This window comes from Acinetobacter sp. CY17 (genome assembly GCF_059515825.1).
In genome coordinates, this window is the sequence record NZ_JCAKMX010000001.1 from 95,364 (window position 1) to 116,218 (window position 20,855).

Here is a 20,855-nt window from a genome sequence, read left to right on the forward strand (position 1 = left end):
ATTATATTTATAAAAGGAATTATTTAAAATGATGTATCAATACCATGACATTCACGATAGTGACTTTGAGCGGTTAGTTATTTATATTTGTGATGAGATTTTTGGTGCTGGTGTACAAGGTTTCTCAAAAGGCCCTGATGGTGGCAAAGATGGTACATTTGATGGCACCGCTAATTTATTTCCTAGTATAGCTTCCCCATGGAAAGGAAAAACAATAATTCAAGCCAAACATACAACAGGAATAAATAAGCATTTTTTAGAGTCAGATTTTTACAGTCCAACAGCTACCACTTGTATACTCAATGAAGAAATTCAAAAAATCATAAAGCTTAAAAATGAAAACTTATTAGATAATTATATTTTATTTGCTAATCGCAATTTAACAGGAGGTGCTCAGACTACTATTAAAAACTATATAGCTGAAAAAACTGGTTTGTCATCGCATAATATAGCTGTTTTAGGAATAGATGATCTAGACAAATGGATAGCTAGATATCAATATATTGCCGATATGGCGCAATTAACGCCATTGTCAATTTCCCCTATTATTAGGCCTGAAACTTTAGCTGATGTGATCACGCAATTCGCTAAAACATTCAACTCAAGTATGAAAGATAAAAAAATTTCTCCAATAGAGCGTACAACTTTTGAAGAAAAAAATGCTTTAAATAATATGACATCTGAGTTTGCAAAAACCTTAAAAAGAAACTATATGAGTTACGAACCTCAAATTTATGATTTTTTGACAGATGCACAAAATGAAGATGTTTTAGAACTATATCAAGAGGCGGTAGAAGAATTCCAACTAAGGTATATTATTCCCAGTCTGAATGATGAAAAATTTGACTGTTTTGATAAAATTTTCAACAACTTAGTAGAATTACTTATTTCTAGAAATTATATATTATCAACTAACAAACGCTTAACAAGAATTATGGTATTTTACATGTATTGGAATTGCGATATTGGAATATCTAAAAGTGATTAGACCATCGAAACAAAATCATCCAGACAAGACCTTAATGTACGCTATCTATTTGATATTAAATAAGCTTCGTGCGCAGCGTGTAATGCTGTATAATGATCTTTTGGACTATATAAAGATCAACATTAAAAGTGGCGAATTTTTATTCCTCCCTGCCTTAGATTTTTTATATCTCTTAGGGTTAGTTGAATATCGTACCAAAACTGACTCAATTGAATATATAGAGAAGTAATATGTATTTATCTAAGTTATATAGTAATCAGTCATCTTTATTTGAACCTATTAAATTTAATGATGGGTTTAATGTAGTATTGGGCCAAATAAGACACCCGGAAAACTATAAGAAAGATACTCATAACTTAGGTAAAACCACATTAGCTAAAGTTCTAGACTTTCTATTTTTAGCTAAGCGTGATAAAAAACAATTCTTATTTAAAAATTTTAATGTTTTTAAATCTTTTGTTTTTTATTTAGAGATAAAACTATCAGAATTTAAATATATTACAATCAAACGGTCTGTAGAAAAAAATACTAAAATTAGTTTTAAACTTCACGAAAATGAGTTCCAAGATTTTTCTAATTTGCCTGATACTGATTGGACTCACAATAATGTATCATTGGATCAAGCAAAAATATTGCTAGATGGTTGGTTGCATTTTGATGCTTTGTCTTCGTGGAAATATAGAAATATATTAGGTTATCTTGTTCGAACTCAAAATGACTTTAATAATGTTTTTAGATTACAGAAACAAATAGGTAAGGATATCTATTGGAAACCCTATATGGCTGATCTATTAGGTTTCGATGGTAAATTAGCTATAAAGAATTATGAAAAGCAAGAAGAAGTTCAGAAGATCGAAGCCCTAACTAAACCTCATAAGAAGAGCAATTTAAATCTTCATGAGGAGTTAAGCAAAATTGATGGAAAAATTTTAATTCGTAAGAGTGAATTAGATAAGATTGAAGTTTTTGTTAATGACTTTAATTTTAACCCTGTTGACCAAGAAGCAATCGAAAATTTGGTATCGTCTTTAGATGATAAAATTGCTCAACTCAATATGCTTGAGTATACCATTAAGAATAATATAGCAAGAATTGAAAATTCTTTAAATGCTGATCAGATCAAGTTCAATACTAATAAGGTAAAAAAACTTTTTGATGAAGCATGTATTTTATTCCCTGATCAACTTGTTAAAGATTTCGATCAACTTATTGATTTTAATAAAAAAATAACCGAGGAAAGAAATCATTATTTAATTGAAGAATTATCCTCTTTACAAAAAGATTTGACAAAAACTCAAGCTCGTCTAGCTGAATTAAATATAGAACGATCTAATCAAATTAAATTTTTGAGTGAAACTGAAATAGTGAGAAAATTTAAGAAATCTAACCATCAACTAGCTCAAATTAAGGCTGACATAGAATTCTTAATTAAACAGAAAGAAGAAATACAAAAAATTCTTCAGTTAGATGAGGATAAAAAAATCCTCAATAATCAATTAAATAAAATTCAGCATGATATGCAGTCTGATATGTATAAAGTTAGTCAAGACATTACAAGTACTTTTTCTCAGATAAGAATTTACTTTAACGAAATAATCTCTACTATTTTAGATAAGGAGGGTAGTATCACTGTTTTTCTAAATAAAGAAGGTAATTTTGAGTTTGAGGCATCTTATCGAGATAAAAATGGTTTAGATACTAATGAAGCTGATGGCCATTCATATAAGAAACTTTTATGTTTTGCATTTGATTTAGCTGTTTCTCGTGCTTATTTGGATAAAAATTATCCTAATTTTTTATATATTGATGGGATTTTTGATAACTTAGATATACGAAAGAAAAAAAATACCTTAGATGTTATTCGCACATATTCTAATATGGGGTTACAAATTATAATTACTACTATTGAATCAGAAATCTCAGAATTATTGAATAAAGATTTTCCTGTCTTTAATAAAAGTGAAATTATATTAACTCTTCATGATGGAGATGATACTGGAAGGCTCTTTAAAATGCCAATTTGGTAATGTAAAAAACTAGAAAACCCACATAATGTGGGTTTTATTTTCACTTATTCTGTTCCAATAATTTCTGATTTGTTATTTTCCAACCCTCACCCATTACCATTTCTATAGTGTATTCAAACTTATTTGCTGGAAAATTGTTGCCACCATCATTTCCACCATATTTTTCATCTGCATAATCCCAACCCACTAATATAAATTTATCATTACTGATCCTTTTTAAGGAATCAATAAATCTGTAATTTATCCCAATATCTTCACCAAATGCATAATCAGTTTGTACTGTAAATGGTTTCCAAGAGCCACCTCCATACTTAGCAACTTCCGTAACATAATTCGATAAAGTACCACTTCCTCCTGCACATCCGAGATCTCCGGACCATAGAACATAGTAACTATAAGCACTAAACTCGCTATCTCTCTCGACGGTAAATACATCCTTTAATGTAGTAGGCTCAGTGTTATCAGGAGATTTAGTAAATGAATGTATACATGAGGTAACCTCTGCATATCTTTTCATGATATCCAAAACTTCTTTTTTTTGAGATAGCTCATCCGTAGCTGCCAATGTAGGTAATGCTATCAATGTTAATGATATTCCTAATAGAGTATTTTTCATATCTTTAGTTAGGTAGTAATTATTGATTTTATTGTATTTATTTATCGGTTCTTATCAATCATTAATTAAGAAAAATTCCTAAAGGGCAAAGTACTGTCACTATTTAAAAATAAGATTTCTTATAAATACAATTGACACAATAAATAAGATTTCTTATATTTATCTCATAAACAACAAAAAAGCACATTGAACCTCTTACCTTCCAATGTGCTTTGCAAAACTGCGAGGTCATTATGCAACAAACCATTAAAAACAGTCAAACACCTAAGTTTGATACGAACAAAACTCAAACAACCCCTATCCTCTACCGTGAGCCTAAACCCACTGAACAAGGCTCACCACGCTTCCAAAAGCTCAAAGCTGACATCCTTGATTTTGGTCTATTCATTGGCCTATCAATCGTGGCTTGGTGCGTCATTACAGTGATTTTGACTGCAGTATTGGGGAGCTGATCATGAATGCTATGACCCAAATGCTAAATACGGCATACATGGTTGAGCGTATGAGCAATAACGCTTACCACAATCGCCCTGAATTTAGCTCAAGCCAACTAAAAGATATGCTTCGCTCTGGTGCTCATTTTTATTCTCATAATATTGCCAAAGAACATGAGCGTGAAACCAAGAAACATCTCGATCTTGGAACCTTGGCTCACTCATTGTTTCTTGAACCTGAGCTGTTTCAGAGTGAGTTTGCTCTACTACCTATCAATGCACCACGCAAACCAACGGAAGCAATGTTAAAAGCAAAAAATCCATCACCTGAAACACTAGAGAAGATCTTGTGGTGGGAAAGATTCGAAGCTGAAAATTCAGGAAAGATTGTGGTATCTGAGGAGCAGATCCAAGGTGCTCAACGCATTGTAGCCACCCTACAATCACTTGGCATGTATAAGGAGATGCTTAATAACTACGGTATGCCTGAGGCAAGTATTTTCTTCACAGACCCAACTTATAGTTTACAGCTGCGCGTTCGCCCAGATTGGCATATTGCACCCTGCTCAAAATTCCCTAACGGTCTAATTATTGACATTAAAACAGCCAATGATGCACGTTTTTCAGCATTCTCTAAGGCGTGTGGAAATTACGCATACGATTTATCTGCTGCAATGTATCGAGAAGGTATGCAGCAATATTACGGAACAGAAGAAAAAGCGCCATTTGTATTTATGGTTGCTGAGAATGATGCCCCTTTTATAGGTAAGCAGTACAAAGCAGATGACACTTTTCTCGCTGTAGGCGCTAAGCGTTATGAACAGGCTAAAGAAAAACTTGCCGAGTCACTTTTATTAGACGAGTGGGATGGTTACTCAACAGAGTTAGAAGAAATTTCACTTCCAAATTATTTAGTAAACAAAGCCCTAGATCAGGACTTTCGATAGTTTTATTCATTTTTAGCCGTTTTTACTCAAAATTTATTCGTTTTTAAGCATTTTTATTCAAATTTAAGGAATTTTATTCATGAACAATCAAGTACAAACTCGCCAAACTAGCCCTGCTGCTTCTTTCAATGCTTTTATGCAAAAGCATAAAGCTCAGCTTGAGTTAGCTTTACCTAAGCACTTAAATGCGGATCGCATGGTACGCCTATCGTTAACGGCATTTAGTCAAAACAAAGCACTTCAAGACTGCGACCCTAAAACGATCTTTGCCAGCATTATTGTAGCTTCTCAACTTGGTTTAGAGCCGGGGGTAAATGGTCAGGGTTATTTAGTACCTTACAAAAAAACATGCACATTTATTCCTGGTTGGAAAGGTCTTGTTGATCTTGCGAACCGTGGCGGACGTTGCACAGTTTGGACTGGTGCTGTTTATGAGGGTGATGAATTTGATTACATGCTCGGTGATACACCTTACTGTAAACATAAACCATGTGGCGAATTTGAAGAATCTAAACTGACCCATGTTTATGCGATTGGTCGTGTAAAAGATTCTGAAATGCCTGTTATTGAGGTATGGCCTGTCAGAAAGGTGCATGCTCATTTTAAAAAGACAGTGGTGCCGGCATTACAACCTAACCACTATTCTAAAAAGCACTTTGAAGCTTACGCTAAAAAAGTTGCATTACTCCAAGTCTTAAAGTACATGCCGCAGTCAATTGAAATGTCTAACGCTATGGATGTTTCACATGCTGTAGAGCAAGGTAAAAATATCACCATTGATGGCGATTTTGTCACTGTTGAAGATAATGCTAATACGCAAGGTGAATCAGCTCTGGTTGATGCATACCAACAGCCACAGCAAATCGATCAACCTGCGGTCTATGCACAACAACCACAGCAGCACTATGAGCCACAGCCACAAGAGCAGTTGCCATCAGAAAGTCTTAAACCAACTTTTACCATGATCAAGCACAGTATTTTAACTGTGAAATCCCCTGCTCATTTAGATTTCTGCGAAGAACAAGCACTGGATCATGACAATAGTGAAGAACGTAAACAGCTTATGCAGCTTGTACGTGCCCAGCGTGAAAAGTTTAATCCCACCCAAGCTGTGGCAACGCAAATGGTGGAAGCAAAAAAGCCTGAACCTCAAGTTGTGCAACAAGCCGAGCAACCTGTTGAGAAAAAGCCAACATCAGCAGAGCTTAAAAAGCAATTTGCCAAAGCATTAAACAATGCCAAAGATTTACGTGAAGTAGCTGCAATCGAATCACAGATTGCATGCAATGAAATACTGAACGATAAAGACCGCAAATACCTAGAAGCCAATGTACAGCAAGTTGAACAAAAGCTGACACCTACAGAAGAAGTACCTGCAGTCGAATTCGATGAAACCGAACTAGAATTGACTAAGTTTAAGGAACAAATCGAAGCTGCTCAGACACCAGAAGCACTCACGAAGATCCGTGCTACGTTCTCAGCCAACGGTACTTTAAATGATGAACAGCATAAAGAACTCCACACGGCGCTTAGTCAAAAGATGGCCACACTGACCAAGCCTAAGACTGTGGATCTCACTAAGAGTCAAGCCGTTGCCAACAATCTCAGCAAAATGATTTCTGATGCTGCCACAGTAGAAGTTTTAGAGAAAACTATTGCGCCATCAATCAATGCTCATGCAAGTCAGATGACTGTTGAGCATCTAAATCAAGTTAAGTCTGCCTACGCTGAACGTAAGACGTTCTTAGAAAATCAAATCAGCATGTTTGATGATAGCTACTATGAAATTGCTGTAGAGAAAATCCAAAGCGCTACAACTGAGCAAGATGTTTTTGATATCACGATGAGTCCTGATTTTGCAGAGCTAGACCAAGAAGAAAAACGCATGCTCAACAGTATGGCCAACCAAAAATTAAACGAGATCCAACAAGGCTAATAGGCAAATGGCCGCACTCTAACAGGTGCGGCTGACTTGGAGTACAGATATGGAAAATCAAACTTATCAATCGGGTGACAAAGTTGTTCATGTAGATGGCATCAATGACAACGATGTTTACACAGTAAAAGAAAATCACGGAAATTTTATCGTGGGTGATAACGGTGGTAGTCGCGGTTTTTGGACGCTGTTTGTAGCAGAAATTAGACCTGCTAATCTTACGGAGATTCAAATGAATCGTCGTACCCATCTACCCGAATCAATCCTAAAAAGCTTAGCTGAGGTGTCATAGTGTCAACAAAGTATCTCATCACGGTTGAAAGTGATACTCCCCCTCAAATTACGCTTGGGCAGAATCTTTTTGGTGGGATTGTAAAGGAATTAAAAGAAGTAGATGTCGAACTGGTATCAGCTGCACATTTAGCAAAGCTCTACAATTTGAGTGTCACCACAATTCGTGAAAGGTTAGCAAGCATCAATCAAGGTACTCAGGGTAAATGCTTATACGATCCTAAATTAGCACGCACCTTGCTCACTCAAAGACCCAAGAAAGGCAGACCGAGAGTGAATTAGCTCTCGGTTTTATTAAACATCTCTACTAGATCTTGAGCATCGGGATTGTAATAAGTATTCACTAACATCCCAATGGTTTTATGCCCTGTAATTTTAGCTAAGACTTCAACTGGCAAGCCCTTGTCTTTTACCATTCTTGTGATTGCTTCATGTCGTGAGTCATGAAAATTGATATGTGGAAGATTGGCTTTGTTTTTAACTCGGGTCCATGTCGCACAGCATTTATCTTTATCTATAGGCACTAAGGCATCTTTACCTGGTAATAATGCCAAGAGTCGCTTTGCCTCTTTAGATAAAGGTACATTTCGCGATTCACCATTTTTAGTGAAAGGCAGATGCACAAAGCCATCTTTTAAATCAGCACGGCGCATTGCCAATATTTCGCTTTGTCGCATTGCTGTTTCCATAGCGAATAAAAATGACCATGCAACATAGTCTCGTGTCTTTTCAGGTGACTTAGTACCATCCCAGCCAAATGCTTGTAGTAGTTGCTCTTGATCCTCCGGTGTAATTCGCTGATTACGCGGTTTAGATTTACTTGGCATGGTCACTGATTGCCATACATTAGATTCAAGTAAAAATAGCTCTTTCATGGCGTAAGTGAAAACCGCCGAATAAATACCGTGTTCATTTCTGAGTGTGGCAACTTTTACTTCTTTTTTACGTTGATTGCGCCACTCTGCAATATCTGCAGGTTTAAAATCATAAATGGATTTGTCAGCAAGATTTGGCGCGATACGATCAAGGTTTTTTATCTTGAATAAAATTGTTCTGGCAGATCGCATGTGCCTGCCATGCTCTTGATAGTATTTATTGCATAGATCACGAAATGGGTAAGCAGCCTTAATCCCCTTTTCTTCACTAATTTTGCCGTTTTTTAATTCTGCTAATTTGCTTAAAGCCCAATGCTCACATTCTTTAGCACTATCCCTAGTTGCTGAATATCGTTTATTCTCGAAAGAGATGGTGATACGCCAGCTTGACCCTCGCTGAATGGGTTTTGGTAGTTTCATTTCTTGGTGCAGATTTGGTGCAGATTACTTTTCATTTTATCTGTAATGTAAAAAAATGAAAGAAAATAAGCTGTATTTTGTGCAGGTAAAGAAAAGGTTTAGTAGCTTTTTAAGATCTCTTATTTTTATAAGGTATTGTTTTTAAATAACTATTTTTATAATAATTCTGATATTTATTTTTATGCTCAGTAAATCACACCTAAAATCATTGTATACTACCTTTTTGTTATGAAGTCTAAAGTCCCGTGGGGGACAATGAGATGCCATGTCTACTTTATTACTGATTACCTCCGCTCCAAGCACTATCCACGCTTGGCATGCGCTCGGTCTGGCTCAAGCCTTACAGGAAAAACAGCACAATTTTCGTGTATTTTTCTATCAAGATGGTGTTTATGTAGCTAACACGTTGCAATGGCAACCTGATGATCAACGCAACTTAAGTCAAGAATGGCAAAAGTTGGGTATTCGTTTACCAGTATGCGTAAGTGCAGCTTTAGCACGTGGTATTACCGATCCTGAAAATGCTAAGCGACATCAGCTTGAACAACATAACCTAGCAGCTCATTTTGAGTTGGTGGGATTAGGTGAACTGGCTGACGCTGTACAAAGTGCAGAGCGCATTCTTCAATTCTAAGTGGTTATTTTTGCAACATTGTTGCGTTTAAAAAGGTAAATTGTGTGAAATCTGTATTGGTTATTTTAAACCATCCCAATTTAAGCAGTCTGCAAGTGCATGAAAGCTTAGCCGCCACCATGGTTTTAGCCACCTTTGGCTGTGAGGTAAAGGTGTTACTACAAGATGCTGCCTTAAGCTTATTAAAATCCGATCTCAGCTTTGATAGACTCAAACATGCTTTTAAAGTGGCCTCTAATATGGTTGATAGCTTTGAGTTTTATGACTTGAGCCCAATTTTAATATCGCGTGAGCAGGCTACCAACCCATTTGTTGTTCATGCGCAACAAGAACTACAAGTGATTGATTTTAATGCTGAGTTTTTAGCTCAATTTCAACATGTGCTGTATTGGTAAGGTAAAACATCATGTCAAATTGTTTGTATTTGATTCAATCTGATTATGCAGCAACTGAACGCGCTCTAACTCAGTTGCAGTGCATCTATCAGCAAGGTGATGCGGTTGTAATTATGGGTGATGCGGTACTTCAAGCTCAAAGTTTTAGGTTTAGCCAAGCCTATATTTTAGAACACGATGCACACATGTTGACGGCTATGCCTGAGCAAATCCAGGTTTTGTCTTATGCTGAGTTTGCAGATTTAAGTTTAAGTTATCAACGTTGTATACGCTTTAAATAAACGAGTGAAATTATGAGTTTAGCTTTAGACCAAGATGGTCATTTAGTTGATTATACTGTGTGGAATGAACAAGTTGCGCAAGAATTAGCACAAACGCTAGAACTTGAGTTAACCGCTTGGCATTTTGAAGTTTTACATGCAGTGCGCGCTTTTTATCAACAATTTGGTCATTCGCCTGCAACTCGCCCCTTGATTAAATTTTTAATGAAAACAGTGAGTCCTGAGATTGATAATGCCCTATTACAAGCTCGTTTTAACACTGGACTAGTGGCACGTCATTTAAGTCGTTTGGCCGGGGTGCCTAAACCTGCCAATTGTTTATAAGCAAGTGGGCCAATCTTGAGGTTGGCGCTCATGCAATATGCTCTTTTAAGGTGCTTTTTTCTGAGTCATCGTATCATGACAATGCAGCAAAATTCTAAAACGCATTATCGTTTAGGTGCCCATTTGGTGGTGAAACACTTAGGCTATTCTCATCATGGTATTTATGCTGGGCGTGGTCGTGTCATTCATTATTCAGGTTTTGCTCATCTTTTTAAGAAACATCCGATTGAGATCACTACTTTGCAACATTTTAGTCGTGGCAAAAAAATTCATATTCAGCATTATCAACAGCCTAAATATCAAGGGCGTAAAGTGGTTAGGCGCATGCGTTCACGTATGCACGAAAATAATTACCATCTCATCATTAACAATTGTGAACATTTATGCACTTGGGCCATTACAGGGGTGGAAAGTAGCCCACAAGTGGTAATGATGATGAATCGTCTTACCACCATTGGCTACATTAGTTCGATTTTGAGCTATATGAACGGTATGCTCTTGACCATTACCACCACCTGCTTTGCTTTGGTGTTGTATATTAAAAAAAAGCTCCGTGATAAAGCCAAAGCAATGAATGCATTAAAACAACATAAATAAAAAATCACTGTATATCAAAGCATTATAAGAAAATGAAAATGATATTTCACTTTAAATAGGCAAATTTTTAGCTTCTGTGTCAATCGAATTAAATTGCGCAACTGGTAGCTTATATGCAAAAGATTGATGCGATGTTGAACATGGCCTATTTTTGTTATAGTAACACTCCTTGACCGCGCATTCCTTTTAGTTGTTATGTTGTCTTTTCGTCCTGCCCAAGCACATGTGATTGCCTTATCTAGAGGTCAACACGCTTGCCTTGCACCTGCGGGGAGCGGCAAAACAGCCATTTTAACTGAGCGCATTTATCAGGCCTTGCAACAAGGCATAGCGCCAGCACAGATGCTGTGCTTAACCTTTACCAATCGTGCTGCTTTAAATATGCGCGCTCAGATTGAACAACGTTTAGGACAACTGCCACAGAACTTGTTTATTGGTAATTTACATCGCTATTGTTTTATGCGCCAGCAGCAGCAAAAACAGCCAGCAGGCTTAATGCAAAGCGCTTTGCAACAAAAATTGTTACAGCAAAGTATGCACCAGCTTAATTATTTATTAAGTCAGTCTTTCTCGTATATTCAAGCAGAGTTTTTTAGCTGTTATCAACAATTTAACTTAGATGCTACAGCCATTTTAAGCTTTGATCAGTCGCAGATTGAACATGCTCAACAAGCCATTTTTGCCCATAAAGCTTATCATGCATGGCAAATTGAAAAAATTCGCTGCCTTATTTTACCGCTGCTTTGCTCAGCTAGTGCTTTACTCAATCTACAGCATAAACAGTCTATTTGGCAGCAACTAAAATGTTTAGATGAAAATATTGCTGCTGATGACATTCATCTCGCCTTGGCTTGTGCGGTGTATGTACAGGCCCAATATCAGGAGCTCAAACACTATTATCAAGTCCAAGATTATGATGATTTATTGTTACAGCAACTCATTCGACAAGCAACAGCGCCTACTCAGCAGTATAGCTGGCTACAAATTGATGAAGTACAGGATTTATCTCCACTGCATTGGTTGTTTATTGATTATTTAAAAGCACCCGACGCTCACCTAGTACTATTAGGTGATGTAGATCAGTCGATTTATCGTTTTCTAGGTGCCTCGATTGAAGTCACCACCCAACGCTTGGGTCAGCAGGCTTATCATTTGCTGGAGAATTTTCGTAATCCTGAAAATCTAGTTGACTTAAGCAATGCCTATCGGCAAGCTCATTTCAGCAAGCAATTTTTTATTGCAGCGCAAGCCACTCAAGCTGCAGATCCATCTGCCCTCATACATATACAGCGTGAATTTGATGATCAACAGTATGCTGCGATTTTTGAGATTTTAGCCCAAGCCTGCCACGATCAGCACACCAGTGCAGTTTTATGCCACAGCAATCAACAGGTTCAAGCATTCTCCCAACAGCTGCAGCAGCAAGGTATTACACATTTTTGTGTCACCCAACATGATTTACTCAGCCGCCCTATCTATTTAGATTTTATCGCGTTTTGGCGCTGTTTAATCAGCCAAAATGATCAGGCTGCTTGGGCACGTATGCTTTGGCATTTTGGCAATATCGAAATGCATCCGCCACGGCATTTGGCTCACTTAGATGCAGAACTCGCAGCGATTAAATTACAACATGATTTAAAACATTATGGTTTAACGCTACAGGATTTTCAGCAGGTGCCCGATGGCTTTGCCTCTCAACATGAGCTGTTTTTATATCTGTATCAACAACAGCAACTGCTATTTATTGATACTGAAACCACAGGCCTCAATCCAACGCAAGATGACGTTATTCAAATTGCAGCCTTTAACTCAGAACAGGAATTAGACCTCTATTGCCATAGCCAACAAGACTTAAGCCAAAGCCAAAAAATTCATCAGATTAGTGCGGTGCTGTTACAACAGCACGCACAGGATTTTTCTATACAAATTAAAAAGCTACTTGATCAAAGCGAACCGTATGCCTTAATTGCACATCATCTGCACTTTGATGATCAAATGCTGATTGAAAACTTAAAACGCTATGCACCTGATGTACTGCCAAAGTATCTACAGCGTATAAAATTTTGCTCACTGCAATTGATGCGGCAACTGTATCCACATTTAAGTTCGTATAAGCTAGGAGATTTACTCAATACCTTTCAACTCCAAGGCATCAATAGCCATAATGCTTTAGATGATGTGAAAGCAGGTTTTAATCTATTGCCGATGATTGCCCATAAAATAACTGAAAATCAGCAGGCGATGGTAGGTTTATATCAGCGTAGTCAAACTTGCTTAGAACACTTTAATATCAAGTTTAGTCCTTTATTTAAAGCCGCCCAGTACTATCTATCCAAGCATAGTTTCAATCTTGAGGCGCTCATGGATTTATTTTTTGATTATGTTCAGCAGCATTTACCCCATCTCTATGCACAATATGAGCCATCTGAACGCAAGCAACTACAAGATAAACTTGGCCGACATAGTCAACTGCACTTTGCATCCTTACGTAGCTTAAGTGACTGGCAAAAAGCCTTAGATTTCTACCAAAATGCCAAAGAGTCAGATTTAATTACCCACAATGACTATGTGATTGTCAGCACCATGCATCGTGCGAAAGGATTAGAGTTTGATCAGGTTATTTTGCCTGATTTAGTTGACCGTTATTTTCCGAGTTATCCAGTTATTAAAAAATTACACTCTCCTGATCCATTACATCAACAAGAGGGGTTACACCTCTTCACTGAGCAACAGCGTTTACTTTATGTTGCCATCACTCGGGCCAAGTCTAAATTAATCATCACAAGCTTTCGTAAAAAGCGTAGCGAACAGCGCTATGCCAAAGCCCATACGTACCAAATCACTCCATTTTTAGCCGAGTTTCAGTCACGTTTTAAAGCCATATAAAAAAAGCCCAACCGAAGTTGAGCTTTTAAAGGTCTTGTTGAAGTTAAACTTGAGCCACCACATTCAAACAGAATATGCCTGTGTTGTAGAGTCGATTATTTAGCCGGTTTAAAGCTATCTTTTAAATCTAAAATGCGGTTAAACACTGGTTTTTCGCTGCTGTGATCATGTTGATCCGCCACGAAGTAACCTTCACGTTCAAATTGAAAACGATCTTCAGGCTGTGCGGTCGCCAAAGCAGGTTCCACAATCGCTTCAACCACTTTGAGTGATTCAGGGTTTAAGTTATCCAAGAAATCATCACCCACTTCTGGGTCTGCTTCTGTAAACAAACGATCATAAATACGCACTTCTGCTTTTACACCTTTTGTCGCAGATACCCAGTGGATCACACCTTTCACTTTACGACCTTCAGGATTTTTACCTAAAGTGGCTGGGTCAATCGAACATTTCAGCTCAATCACTTCACCATTTTCATCTTTAATCACTTCGTCACATTTAATCACGTACGCGTGACGTAAACGAACTTCACCGCCCGGAATTAAACGTTTAAAGCCTTTTGGTGCCACTTCTTCAAAGTCTTTACGATCAATAAAGATTTCTTGGGTCAATGGAATAATACGTTCGCCCATATCCACATTTGGATGACGTGCATGAACCAAATCCATCGCTTCTGGTAGATTGGTTAAAGTCACTTTCAGTGGATTGAGTACCGCCATACCACGTGCCGCAGTATTTTCTAAAGACTGACGGATACAGAATTCAAGCATCGCCACATCAACAATACTGCCATCAACTTTAGTGACACCAACACGCTTACAGAAGTCACGTAAGCCTTCAGGAGTAAAACCACGGCGACGCATACCGACAACCGTTGGCATACGTGGGTCGTCCCACCCTTGTACATAACCACCTTCCACTAAACGACGTAATTTACGCTTAGAGGTAATGGTATAATCTACATTTAGACGGCTAGATTCGTACTGACGTGGTACCGATGGTGATTGTACTTTTGCCACAACCCAATCATAGAATGGACGGTGATCGACAAATTCTAAAGTACACAATGAATGGGTAATGCCTTCAATCGCATCTGATAATGGATGCGCATAGTCGTACATTGGGTAAATTTTCCACGTATCGCCCGTTTGGTGATGCTCGGAATGCAAAATACGGTACATAATTGGGTCACGCATATGTACGTTTGGTGACGTCATGTCAATTTTAGCACGTAAGACCGCTTGACCTTCTGCATATTCACCACTGCGCATTTTTTCAAAACGCTCAAGGTTTTCTTCTACACTGGCATCACGTTGCGGAGAGTTTTTACCTGGTTCAATAAAGTTACCACGGTTTAACTTAATTTCTTCCGGGCTTTGTAAATCCACATAGGCATCACCTTGCTTAATCAGCTGAATCGCCCATGTATAGAGTTGATCAAAATAGCTTGATGCATAACGTGGTGCGCCATCCCAGTTAAAGCCTAACCATTTTACATCGTTAGCAATCCCATCTACATATTCTTGTTCTTCAGCATCTGGGTTAGTGTCGTCAAAACGTAAGTTACATGCACCACCAAACTCTTCCGCAATACCAAAGTTTAAGCAGATGGCTTTCACGTGACCAATATGTAAGTAACCATTTGGCTCAGGTGGAAAACGCGTCACCACTTTTTGCGTACGCCCCTCAGCTAAGTCGTCAGTAATGACTTGACGTACAAAGTCTAAGCCTGGCTGTTGTTCTTGCTGCGCAGCATCGACTGAGGCATTGGTATTTGGCAGAGACGCAACAACATCATTTGGCTTCATAACAGTAAAATCACTTCTAAAATAAAAAATTAGGATAATTAAAACGCGTTTTCCAGTTTTTCACAAAGAAAATCACGTTTTTTGCTTGCTATGTAGTTTACAGTTTGCTTATGCTTCTCTCAACCAAAAAACCCATGGCTTTAGTGTCCATGTTTAGGAGATTACCCAATGAGTTTTCCTCAAGTTGAATTAAACACCAATAAAGGCCGTATTGTTCTTGAACTGAATACAGAAAAAGCACCAAAAACTGCTGAAAACTTTTTACAGTACGTACGTGACGGTTTCTATGACGGCGTAATTTTCCACCGTGTGATTGATGGTTTCATGGTCCAAGGCGGCGGCATGGACGAAAACTTCAAAGAAAAAGCAACACGTGATGCAATTGAAAACGAAGCAGATAACGGCTTAAGCAATGACATCGGTACCATTGCAATGGCACGTACGCAAGCACCTCATTCTGCTTCTGCACAATTCTTCATCAACGTATCTAACAATACATTCTTAAACCACACTGGCAAAACTGCACAGGGCTGGGGTTATGCTGTATTTGGTAAAGTAGTTGAGGGTATGGACGTTGTCAACGAAATTAAAGGCGTTCGCACAGGCAACCGTGGCTACCACGCTGACGTTCCTCTAGAAAACGTTGTGATTGAATCTGCAAAAATCATTTCTGAATAAGAATCCCTCCCGACCTCCCTTTATGAAAGGGAGGAGAAGTCCCTCTTTGATAAAGAGGGATTTAGGGAGATTCAAAGGAATCGATTGTGACCTATCTGTTTATCGCTGATTTACATTTGTCACCTGAACACCCTCGACTCATTCGAGGGTTTTTGGCTTTATTGAACCAGTATCAAGATCAACATACCCAACTATATATTTTAGGTGATTGGTTTAATGCGTGGATTGGTGATGACAATCCTGCACCATGGCTCAATGACATTGTGAGCGCCTTAGAAAAATTTCATCAACAAGGCAATCAAGTCTACTTCTTGGTGGGCAATCGTGATTTTGCTTTAGGACAGAAGTTTCTGGATCAGTTTCATGGCATTTTGTTAAACGATATTCATCATATTCAAGTGAATAAGCAACGGATTCGTTTAGAACACGGCGACGGTTTATGTACCGATGATGTCTCCTATCAACGCTTTAAAAGAATTATCCGCAATCCGCTTTTGCTTAGGCTATTAAAAGCCACGCCTTTAAGTTTTAGACAAAAACTCGCCAATGGTTTTCGTAAAAAAAGTCAACAAGCCAATCAAGTGAAAAGCTATAGCGTGATGGATGTTAACCTGCAGACCGTCGAACTTGCCTTACAAGAGGTCGATGTGCTGATTCATGGTCATACCCATCGTCCGAATATTCATGATGTAGAGGGTAAACCGCGTATTGTACTCGGTGATTGGCGTGAAAATAGCGCGCAAATTTTGGTTATCAATGACACTAAGTCAGACTGGCAACTATCAGAATTTAAATACTAAAAAAGCCTAACCATGTAGGCTTTTCGAGCAGTTAATAGCCAGCTTCAATTTTAGGCCGATTGGTATCGTTTTTATATTGCGCCAATAAGTCGCGCAATGCGTTCATCAACACACTGGTATCTACTCCCACAGCCACAAACTCTGTACCTAAATCTAAATACTGCTGCGTAACTTCATGCGTGGTGGATAAAATTCCTGCCGCCTTACCTGCCATACGAATCCGTTTAATCGCATCGATCACGGCTTTTTGTACTTCAGGATGATTCGGATTGCCTTCATAGCCCATGGTGGCAGATAGATCCACTGCGCCAATAAAGATACCATCAATCCCCTCGACTTGTAAAATCGCATCTAAGTTTTCTAAACCCGCGACAGATTCAATTTGAATCAGCAAGCAGATATTTTCATGGGCTGTGGCATAATAATTGGGAATACTGTTCCAACGTGTGGCACGCGCCAGCGCCGCCCCAACCCCACGGATTCCATAGGGCGGATAACGTACGGCTTTGACCATCAGCTCAGCTTGTTCAACGCTTTCAATCATTGGAATCAGTAAAGTCTGCGCGCCAATATCTAATAGTTGCTTAATTAACTGCACGCTGCCAATGGGTGGACGCACCACAGCTTGTGATGGATAGGCCGCAATACTTTGTAGCTGCGCCAATGTAGTTCTTAGATCACTCGGTGCATGTTCACCATCAATCAATAACCAGTCATAACCAGCATTGGCGGCAATTTCAGTGCCATAAGCATCAGCAAGCCCAACCCATAAACCAATTTGCTGTTGAGTCTTTAAGCGCTGTTTAAAATGGTTCTCAAATCTCATATTGGCTGTCTTCATGTGTATTCTTGTTGTTATTAATACGCCTTTTTTGACCAATGACCAAGTCTAAAATACAGTGAGAGCTGTGAATAAAAGCTTAAATATCTGCCCAATAACATGAATTTTATCCTAAAATAACTTAAAAATAATTTTGGACGTTGTACATGAATCTGCTTAAAGTTTTACAAAGTCGTTATACCACTAAAGCCTATGATGCGAATAAGAAAATTCCGGCTGAGCAGTTTAATCAATTGCTTGAAGTTTTGCGTCTTGCGCCCTCTTCAATTAATATCCAGCCATGGCATTTTTTTGTCGCTGACAATACAGCAGCCAAGCAACGCATTGCGCAAGCTTTAGTGGGTAAATATGCCTATAACGCGCCTAAGGTTTTAGATTCCTCACATACCATTTTATTTTGTACCAAAGCAGATATTAATGCTGAGCATTTAGAGCAACTGTTACAGCAAGATGATCAAAGTGGGCGTTTTAAGGATGCACAAGCCAAACAAGGGCAAAAAGACACGCGTACAGGTTATATTGATTATTACCGCAATGAAAAAGGTGATATTGGGCGCTGGGCAGAGAATCAGACCTTTATTGCTTTAGGCCAAATGCTGCTTGCCGCAGGCATTGAAAACATTGATACTACGCCAATTGGTGGTTTTGATGAGCAGATTCTGACGCAAGAGCTTGGGCTGGATGCTTTAGGTTTAATTCCATCTGTACTGCTGACTTTAGGTTATCGCAGTGAAAATGATTTTAATGCCAAACTGCCTAAATCACGCCTACCTAAAGCACAAATTTTTACTCATCTATAAATTGTTACAACTTGGGCAAGTTCGCTTGCCCATTGGTCGCTTCATGACTTAATTTCTTCACAAAAATCGAGTATATTCTATACAAAATAAAAACGGTAGAATAACTATGTCAATTATTGCTCCCTTGCCCGTGAAATTTGAATGTGGCAGCTGTCATCAAGTTTATATGCGTCTTGAACAGGCACATCCTTTACATCAATACCCGTGCTGTCCACATTGTTCAGCTCAAGGGCGTTTGTTAGGTAGTGCAGAAACTATTGATCTGTTTATGCACCCTGTGCTGGTTGCCAAAAGTTACCTACATGTTACATTGCAAATGCTAGGCAAAATACACTGATTAAAGCCAGACTCAAGCCAAGTACCGAACTTGGTTTGAGTTGTTCCTTAAATAGCCACACACCAGCCATAACGCCCAAGACCACCACTAAAATATTCATACCGGCAAATACAATCGCAGGACTGTCTTTGAGCAGCATATGTGCTTTAACATACAGTGCAATATTGGCAAAATTTAAGCAGCCTAAAATTAAACCCGCCCCAATATTATTTAAACTTCCCCAAGTTTTATAGCGAAGCCTAATAAAGCTCAAAGAAATGATAAAAGCACAAATAAACATCAGGTTTAGAGCCACACTCAATTGCACCCCTAAACCTGTGGTATATTTGAGCAATACATCGACTAGCGCATATCCGATCCATACCAGTAGCAAATACACTAAGCTCTGAGAGGATGCCTGTTGGCCGCCACGATGTGAGTATAAAATTAAAGCAATAGCCGCTAGCCCTAAAGCAATACCAAGTAGTTTTAAAGCATTAAAACTCTCATTAAAAACAAAATAGGCTGCTGTTAAGGACAAAGTCACGGAAAGTCGCTGGGCGATTTCAGTTTTTAAAATTCCAGCATGGTTTAAGGCTTGAGATAAACATAAAAAAATGCTGGGTAAAGTGATCCCTAAAGCGATAATGAGCCACCACGGCGTATCATGTATAGAAATATGGGTTAAATCTGGCTGAAACCACAGCCAACACAAAACACTCGCGCTTAAATAATTCCAGCTAATCATGTGTAAGGGCTGATAGCCTTTTAATTTGGCGATTTTTAGAAGAATTGATACCAATACACTGCATAAAGCAGCAGAAAAAATAAATACCATACTTGTTTTAGCATCCTAACTGCCGAAAAAAAGCCCACATAGTGTGGGCTTTTTTTACAAGATAATCTATAGCAAATTATTTGCCGTAGAAACCTACCATTTTCTCTAAAGAAATTGGACGGATCTTGTCTGCATTACCCGCAGTACCAAATGCTTCGTAACGATCTACACAGATTTGTTTCATTGCTTCAACAGTGGCAGCAAAGAATTTACGTGGATCAAATTCAGCTGGTTTTTCAGCCATCATACGACGCATTGCACCTGTAGAGGCTAAACGTAAGTCAGTATCGATGTTGATTTTACGCACACCGTGTTTGATCGCATCAACCAATTGCTCAACAGGTACACCGTAAGTTTCGCCGATGTTACCACCGTATTCATTGATCACTGCTAACCATTCTTGTGGCACAGAGCTTGAACCGTGCATCACAAGATGGGTATTTGGCAATGCCGCATGAATTTCTTTAATACGGTCAATGGCTAAAATATCACCTGTAGGTGGACGCGTGAATTTGTAAGCACCGTGTGAAGTACCTACCGCAATCGCTAAAGCATCCACATTGGTGTCTTTAACGAATTGAGTTGCTTCTTCAACAGAAGTTAATAGTTGAGAATGATCTAAAACGCCTTCAGCGCCTACGCCATCTTCTTCGCCTGCCATACCTGTTTCTAGGCTACCAAGACAACCAATTTCGCCTTCTACAGAAACGCCACACGCGTGTGCCATTTGTACTGTACGACGGGTCACATCCACGTTATATTCGTATGAAGTTGGTGTTTTACCATCTTCACCTAGTGAACCATCCATCATCACTGATGAGAAGCCCAATTGAATTGAACGTTGGCACACATCAGGGCTGGTTCCGTGATCTTGGTGCATTACCACAGGAATATGTGGCCATTCTTCGATTGCCGCTAAAATTAAGTGACGTAAGAATGGAGCGCCTGCATATTTACGCGCACCTGCAGAGGCTTGCACAATAACAGGTGAGTTGGTTTGATCAGCAGCAAGCATGATCGCACGCATTTGTTCTAAGTTGTTTACGTTAAACGCTGGTACGCCGTAAGCATGTTCGCCGGCGTGATCCAAGAGCTGGCGCAATGAAATAAGAGCCATAATATC

The 20,855-nt window shown here is 38.6% G+C and carries 24 protein-coding genes; 18 read left to right on the top strand and 6 right to left on the bottom strand.

From position 1 onward, the window contains the following. Nucleotides 1–28 precede the first annotated feature (28 nt). The 3 genes from AC5YCI_RS00530 to AC5YCI_RS00540 are packed head-to-tail and all read left to right on the top strand — an operon-like array spanning nt 29 to nt 3,015. A complete protein-coding gene (locus AC5YCI_RS00530) occupies nt 29–988 on the top strand; it encodes an ABC-three component system protein (protein ID WP_496175100.1) in 960 nt (319 codons plus the stop codon). Continuing rightward, entirely contained in the window at nt 981–1,217 is a 237-nt protein-coding gene (locus AC5YCI_RS00535; protein ID WP_496175101.1) for an ABC-three component system middle component 8, read from the top strand. The genes AC5YCI_RS00530 and AC5YCI_RS00535 overlap by 8 nt, the downstream gene beginning before the upstream one ends. 1 nt (nt 1,218) lies before the next feature. Continuing rightward, a complete protein-coding gene (locus AC5YCI_RS00540) occupies nt 1,219–3,015 on the top strand; it encodes a hypothetical protein (protein ID WP_496175102.1) in 1,797 nt (598 codons plus the stop codon). Nucleotides 3,016–3,055: 40 nt separating this feature from the next. Here AC5YCI_RS00540 and AC5YCI_RS00545 read toward each other — a convergent pair whose 3' ends face one another. Continuing rightward, the gene (locus tag AC5YCI_RS00545; RefSeq protein WP_496175103.1) at nt 3,056–3,631 is read right to left on the bottom strand and encodes a hypothetical protein; all 576 of its coding nucleotides are present in this window, start codon (nt 3,629–3,631) and stop codon (nt 3,056–3,058) included. 233 nt (nt 3,632–3,864) lie between these two features. On the opposite strand from AC5YCI_RS00545, the gene AC5YCI_RS00550 reads away from it, so the two are divergent. From AC5YCI_RS00550 to AC5YCI_RS00570, 5 genes are all read left to right on the top strand, one after another. Then, nucleotides 3,865–4,083 carry a hypothetical protein gene (locus tag AC5YCI_RS00550; RefSeq protein ID WP_496175104.1) on the top strand — a complete coding sequence of 73 codons (219 nt, stop codon included), beginning with the start codon at nt 3,865–3,867 and terminating at the stop codon, nt 4,081–4,083. A 2-nt stretch (nt 4,084–4,085) separates the two neighbouring features. Beyond that, the gene (locus tag AC5YCI_RS00555; RefSeq protein WP_496175105.1) at nt 4,086–5,012 is read left to right on the top strand and encodes a PD-(D/E)XK nuclease-like domain-containing protein; all 927 of its coding nucleotides are present in this window, start codon (nt 4,086–4,088) and stop codon (nt 5,010–5,012) included. 79 nt (nt 5,013–5,091) lie between these two features. Continuing rightward, nucleotides 5,092–6,948: a recombinase RecT gene (locus AC5YCI_RS00560; protein ID WP_496175106.1), complete on the top strand. Its 1,857-nt coding sequence runs from the start codon at nt 5,092–5,094 to the stop codon at nt 6,946–6,948. Between the two features lie 49 nt (nt 6,949–6,997). Then, a complete protein-coding gene (locus AC5YCI_RS00565) occupies nt 6,998–7,240 on the top strand; it encodes a hypothetical protein (protein ID WP_496175107.1) in 243 nt (80 codons plus the stop codon). Next, nucleotides 7,237–7,521: a DNA-binding protein gene (locus AC5YCI_RS00570; RefSeq protein ID WP_496175126.1), complete on the top strand. Its 285-nt coding sequence runs from the start codon at nt 7,237–7,239 to the stop codon at nt 7,519–7,521. Before AC5YCI_RS00565 ends, AC5YCI_RS00570 begins: the two co-directional genes overlap by 4 nt. On the opposite strand, the gene AC5YCI_RS00575 is transcribed toward AC5YCI_RS00570, so the two are convergent. Further along, nucleotides 7,518–8,534: a tyrosine-type recombinase/integrase gene (locus AC5YCI_RS00575; RefSeq protein WP_496175108.1), complete on the bottom strand. Its 1,017-nt coding sequence runs from the start codon at nt 8,532–8,534 to the stop codon at nt 7,518–7,520. The genes AC5YCI_RS00570 and AC5YCI_RS00575 overlap by 4 nt on opposite strands. A gap of 265 nt (nt 8,535–8,799) precedes the next feature. Between AC5YCI_RS00575 and tusD the strand changes: the two genes are divergently transcribed. The 6 genes from tusD (at nt 8,800) to AC5YCI_RS00605 (ending at nt 13,651) form a co-directional block, all read left to right on the top strand. Next, nucleotides 8,800–9,168, top strand: coding sequence for a sulfurtransferase complex subunit TusD (gene tusD, locus AC5YCI_RS00580; RefSeq protein WP_496129153.1), 369 nt, complete (start codon nt 8,800–8,802; stop codon nt 9,166–9,168). 44 nt (nt 9,169–9,212) lie between these two features. Further along, nucleotides 9,213–9,563 carry a hypothetical protein gene (locus AC5YCI_RS00585; RefSeq protein ID WP_496129152.1) on the top strand — a complete coding sequence of 117 codons (351 nt, stop codon included), beginning with the start codon at nt 9,213–9,215 and terminating at the stop codon, nt 9,561–9,563. Nucleotides 9,564–9,574: 11 nt separating this feature from the next. Further along, entirely contained in the window at nt 9,575–9,844 is a 270-nt protein-coding gene (locus AC5YCI_RS00590) for a hypothetical protein (protein ID WP_496129151.1), read from the top strand. Between the two features lie 12 nt (nt 9,845–9,856). Next, the gene (locus tag AC5YCI_RS00595) at nt 9,857–10,168 is read left to right on the top strand and encodes a TusE/DsrC/DsvC family sulfur relay protein (RefSeq protein ID WP_496129150.1); all 312 of its coding nucleotides are present in this window, start codon (nt 9,857–9,859) and stop codon (nt 10,166–10,168) included. 81 nt (nt 10,169–10,249) lie between these two features. Beyond that, a complete protein-coding gene (locus tag AC5YCI_RS00600) occupies nt 10,250–10,765 on the top strand; it encodes a lecithin retinol acyltransferase family protein (RefSeq protein WP_496129215.1) in 516 nt (171 codons plus the stop codon). Between the two features lie 195 nt (nt 10,766–10,960). Continuing rightward, nucleotides 10,961–13,651 (top strand): 3'-5' exonuclease, encoded by a 2,691-nt coding sequence (locus AC5YCI_RS00605; protein ID WP_496129149.1) that lies wholly within the window; start codon nt 10,961–10,963, stop codon nt 13,649–13,651. A 95-nt stretch (nt 13,652–13,746) separates the two neighbouring features. On the opposite strand, the gene AC5YCI_RS00610 is transcribed toward AC5YCI_RS00605, so the two are convergent. Continuing rightward, the gene (locus AC5YCI_RS00610; protein WP_496129148.1) at nt 13,747–15,459 is read right to left on the bottom strand and encodes a glutamine--tRNA ligase/YqeY domain fusion protein; all 1,713 of its coding nucleotides are present in this window, start codon (nt 15,457–15,459) and stop codon (nt 13,747–13,749) included. A gap of 168 nt (nt 15,460–15,627) precedes the next feature. On the opposite strand from AC5YCI_RS00610, the gene AC5YCI_RS00615 reads away from it, so the two are divergent. Next, nucleotides 15,628–16,137: a peptidylprolyl isomerase gene (locus AC5YCI_RS00615; protein ID WP_496129147.1), complete on the top strand. Its 510-nt coding sequence runs from the start codon at nt 15,628–15,630 to the stop codon at nt 16,135–16,137. An 86-nt stretch (nt 16,138–16,223) separates the two neighbouring features. Next, nucleotides 16,224–16,937, top strand: a complete 714-nt coding sequence (locus AC5YCI_RS00620; protein WP_496129146.1) for a UDP-2,3-diacylglucosamine diphosphatase — start codon at nt 16,224–16,226, stop codon at nt 16,935–16,937. Between the two features lie 31 nt (nt 16,938–16,968). Here AC5YCI_RS00620 and hpaI read toward each other — a convergent pair whose 3' ends face one another. Continuing rightward, entirely contained in the window at nt 16,969–17,763 is a 795-nt protein-coding gene (gene hpaI, locus AC5YCI_RS00625) for a 4-hydroxy-2-oxoheptanedioate aldolase (RefSeq protein ID WP_496129145.1), read from the bottom strand. A gap of 161 nt (nt 17,764–17,924) precedes the next feature. Here hpaI and nfsB point away from each other — a divergent pair, with 161 nt between their 5' ends. Together nfsB and AC5YCI_RS00635 are read left to right on the top strand one after the other, a co-directional pair. Further along, nucleotides 17,925–18,578: an oxygen-insensitive NAD(P)H nitroreductase gene (gene nfsB / locus AC5YCI_RS00630; RefSeq protein ID WP_496129144.1), complete on the top strand. Its 654-nt coding sequence runs from the start codon at nt 17,925–17,927 to the stop codon at nt 18,576–18,578. Nucleotides 18,579–18,684: 106 nt separating this feature from the next. Continuing rightward, a complete protein-coding gene (locus tag AC5YCI_RS00635) occupies nt 18,685–18,915 on the top strand; it encodes a hypothetical protein (RefSeq protein ID WP_496129143.1) in 231 nt (76 codons plus the stop codon). On the opposite strand, the gene AC5YCI_RS00640 is transcribed toward AC5YCI_RS00635, so the two are convergent. After that, nucleotides 18,884–19,732 (bottom strand): EamA family transporter, encoded by an 849-nt coding sequence (locus AC5YCI_RS00640; protein ID WP_496129142.1) that lies wholly within the window; start codon nt 19,730–19,732, stop codon nt 18,884–18,886. The genes AC5YCI_RS00635 and AC5YCI_RS00640 overlap by 32 nt on opposite strands. Nucleotides 19,733–19,808: 76 nt before the next feature. Next, nucleotides 19,809–20,849 (bottom strand): class II fructose-bisphosphate aldolase, encoded by a 1,041-nt coding sequence (gene fba, locus AC5YCI_RS00645; RefSeq protein WP_496129141.1) that lies wholly within the window; start codon nt 20,847–20,849, stop codon nt 19,809–19,811. Between the last annotated feature and the right edge of the window lie 6 nt (nt 20,850–20,855).

Bases quoted from the DNA above. Each gene is read 5' to 3' on its own strand.
- AC5YCI_RS00595 (WP_496129150.1), top strand. From the start codon at position 9,857: ATGAGTTTAGCTTTAGACCAAGATGGTCATTTAGTTGATTATACTGTG.
- AC5YCI_RS00640 (WP_496129142.1), bottom strand. From the start codon at position 19,732: ATGGTATTTATTTTTTCTGCTGCTTTATGCAGTGTATTGGTATCAATT.
- fba (WP_496129141.1), bottom strand. From the start codon at position 20,849: ATGGCTCTTATTTCATTGCGCCAGCTCTTGGATCACGCCGGCGAACAT.
- AC5YCI_RS00615 (WP_496129147.1), top strand. From the start codon at position 15,628: ATGAGTTTTCCTCAAGTTGAATTAAACACCAATAAAGGCCGTATTGTT.
- AC5YCI_RS00635 (WP_496129143.1), top strand. From the start codon at position 18,685: ATGTCAATTATTGCTCCCTTGCCCGTGAAATTTGAATGTGGCAGCTGT.
- nfsB (WP_496129144.1), top strand. From the start codon at position 17,925: ATGAATCTGCTTAAAGTTTTACAAAGTCGTTATACCACTAAAGCCTAT.
- AC5YCI_RS00600 (WP_496129215.1), top strand. From the start codon at position 10,250: ATGCAGCAAAATTCTAAAACGCATTATCGTTTAGGTGCCCATTTGGTG.
- AC5YCI_RS00530 (WP_496175100.1), top strand. From the start codon at position 29: ATGATGTATCAATACCATGACATTCACGATAGTGACTTTGAGCGGTTA.
- AC5YCI_RS00540 (WP_496175102.1), top strand. From the start codon at position 1,219: ATGTATTTATCTAAGTTATATAGTAATCAGTCATCTTTATTTGAACCT.
- AC5YCI_RS00590 (WP_496129151.1), top strand. From the start codon at position 9,575: ATGTCAAATTGTTTGTATTTGATTCAATCTGATTATGCAGCAACTGAA.
- hpaI (WP_496129145.1), bottom strand. From the start codon at position 17,763: ATGAGATTTGAGAACCATTTTAAACAGCGCTTAAAGACTCAACAGCAA.
- AC5YCI_RS00575 (WP_496175108.1), bottom strand. From the start codon at position 8,534: ATGAAACTACCAAAACCCATTCAGCGAGGGTCAAGCTGGCGTATCACC.
- AC5YCI_RS00560 (WP_496175106.1), top strand. From the start codon at position 5,092: ATGAACAATCAAGTACAAACTCGCCAAACTAGCCCTGCTGCTTCTTTC.
- AC5YCI_RS00605 (WP_496129149.1), top strand. From the start codon at position 10,961: ATGTTGTCTTTTCGTCCTGCCCAAGCACATGTGATTGCCTTATCTAGA.
- AC5YCI_RS00550 (WP_496175104.1), top strand. From the start codon at position 3,865: ATGCAACAAACCATTAAAAACAGTCAAACACCTAAGTTTGATACGAAC.
- tusD (WP_496129153.1), top strand. From the start codon at position 8,800: ATGTCTACTTTATTACTGATTACCTCCGCTCCAAGCACTATCCACGCT.
- AC5YCI_RS00610 (WP_496129148.1), bottom strand. From the start codon at position 15,459: ATGAAGCCAAATGATGTTGTTGCGTCTCTGCCAAATACCAATGCCTCA.
- AC5YCI_RS00545 (WP_496175103.1), bottom strand. From the start codon at position 3,631: ATGAAAAATACTCTATTAGGAATATCATTAACATTGATAGCATTACCT.
- AC5YCI_RS00565 (WP_496175107.1), top strand. From the start codon at position 6,998: ATGGAAAATCAAACTTATCAATCGGGTGACAAAGTTGTTCATGTAGAT.
- AC5YCI_RS00555 (WP_496175105.1), top strand. From the start codon at position 4,086: ATGAATGCTATGACCCAAATGCTAAATACGGCATACATGGTTGAGCGT.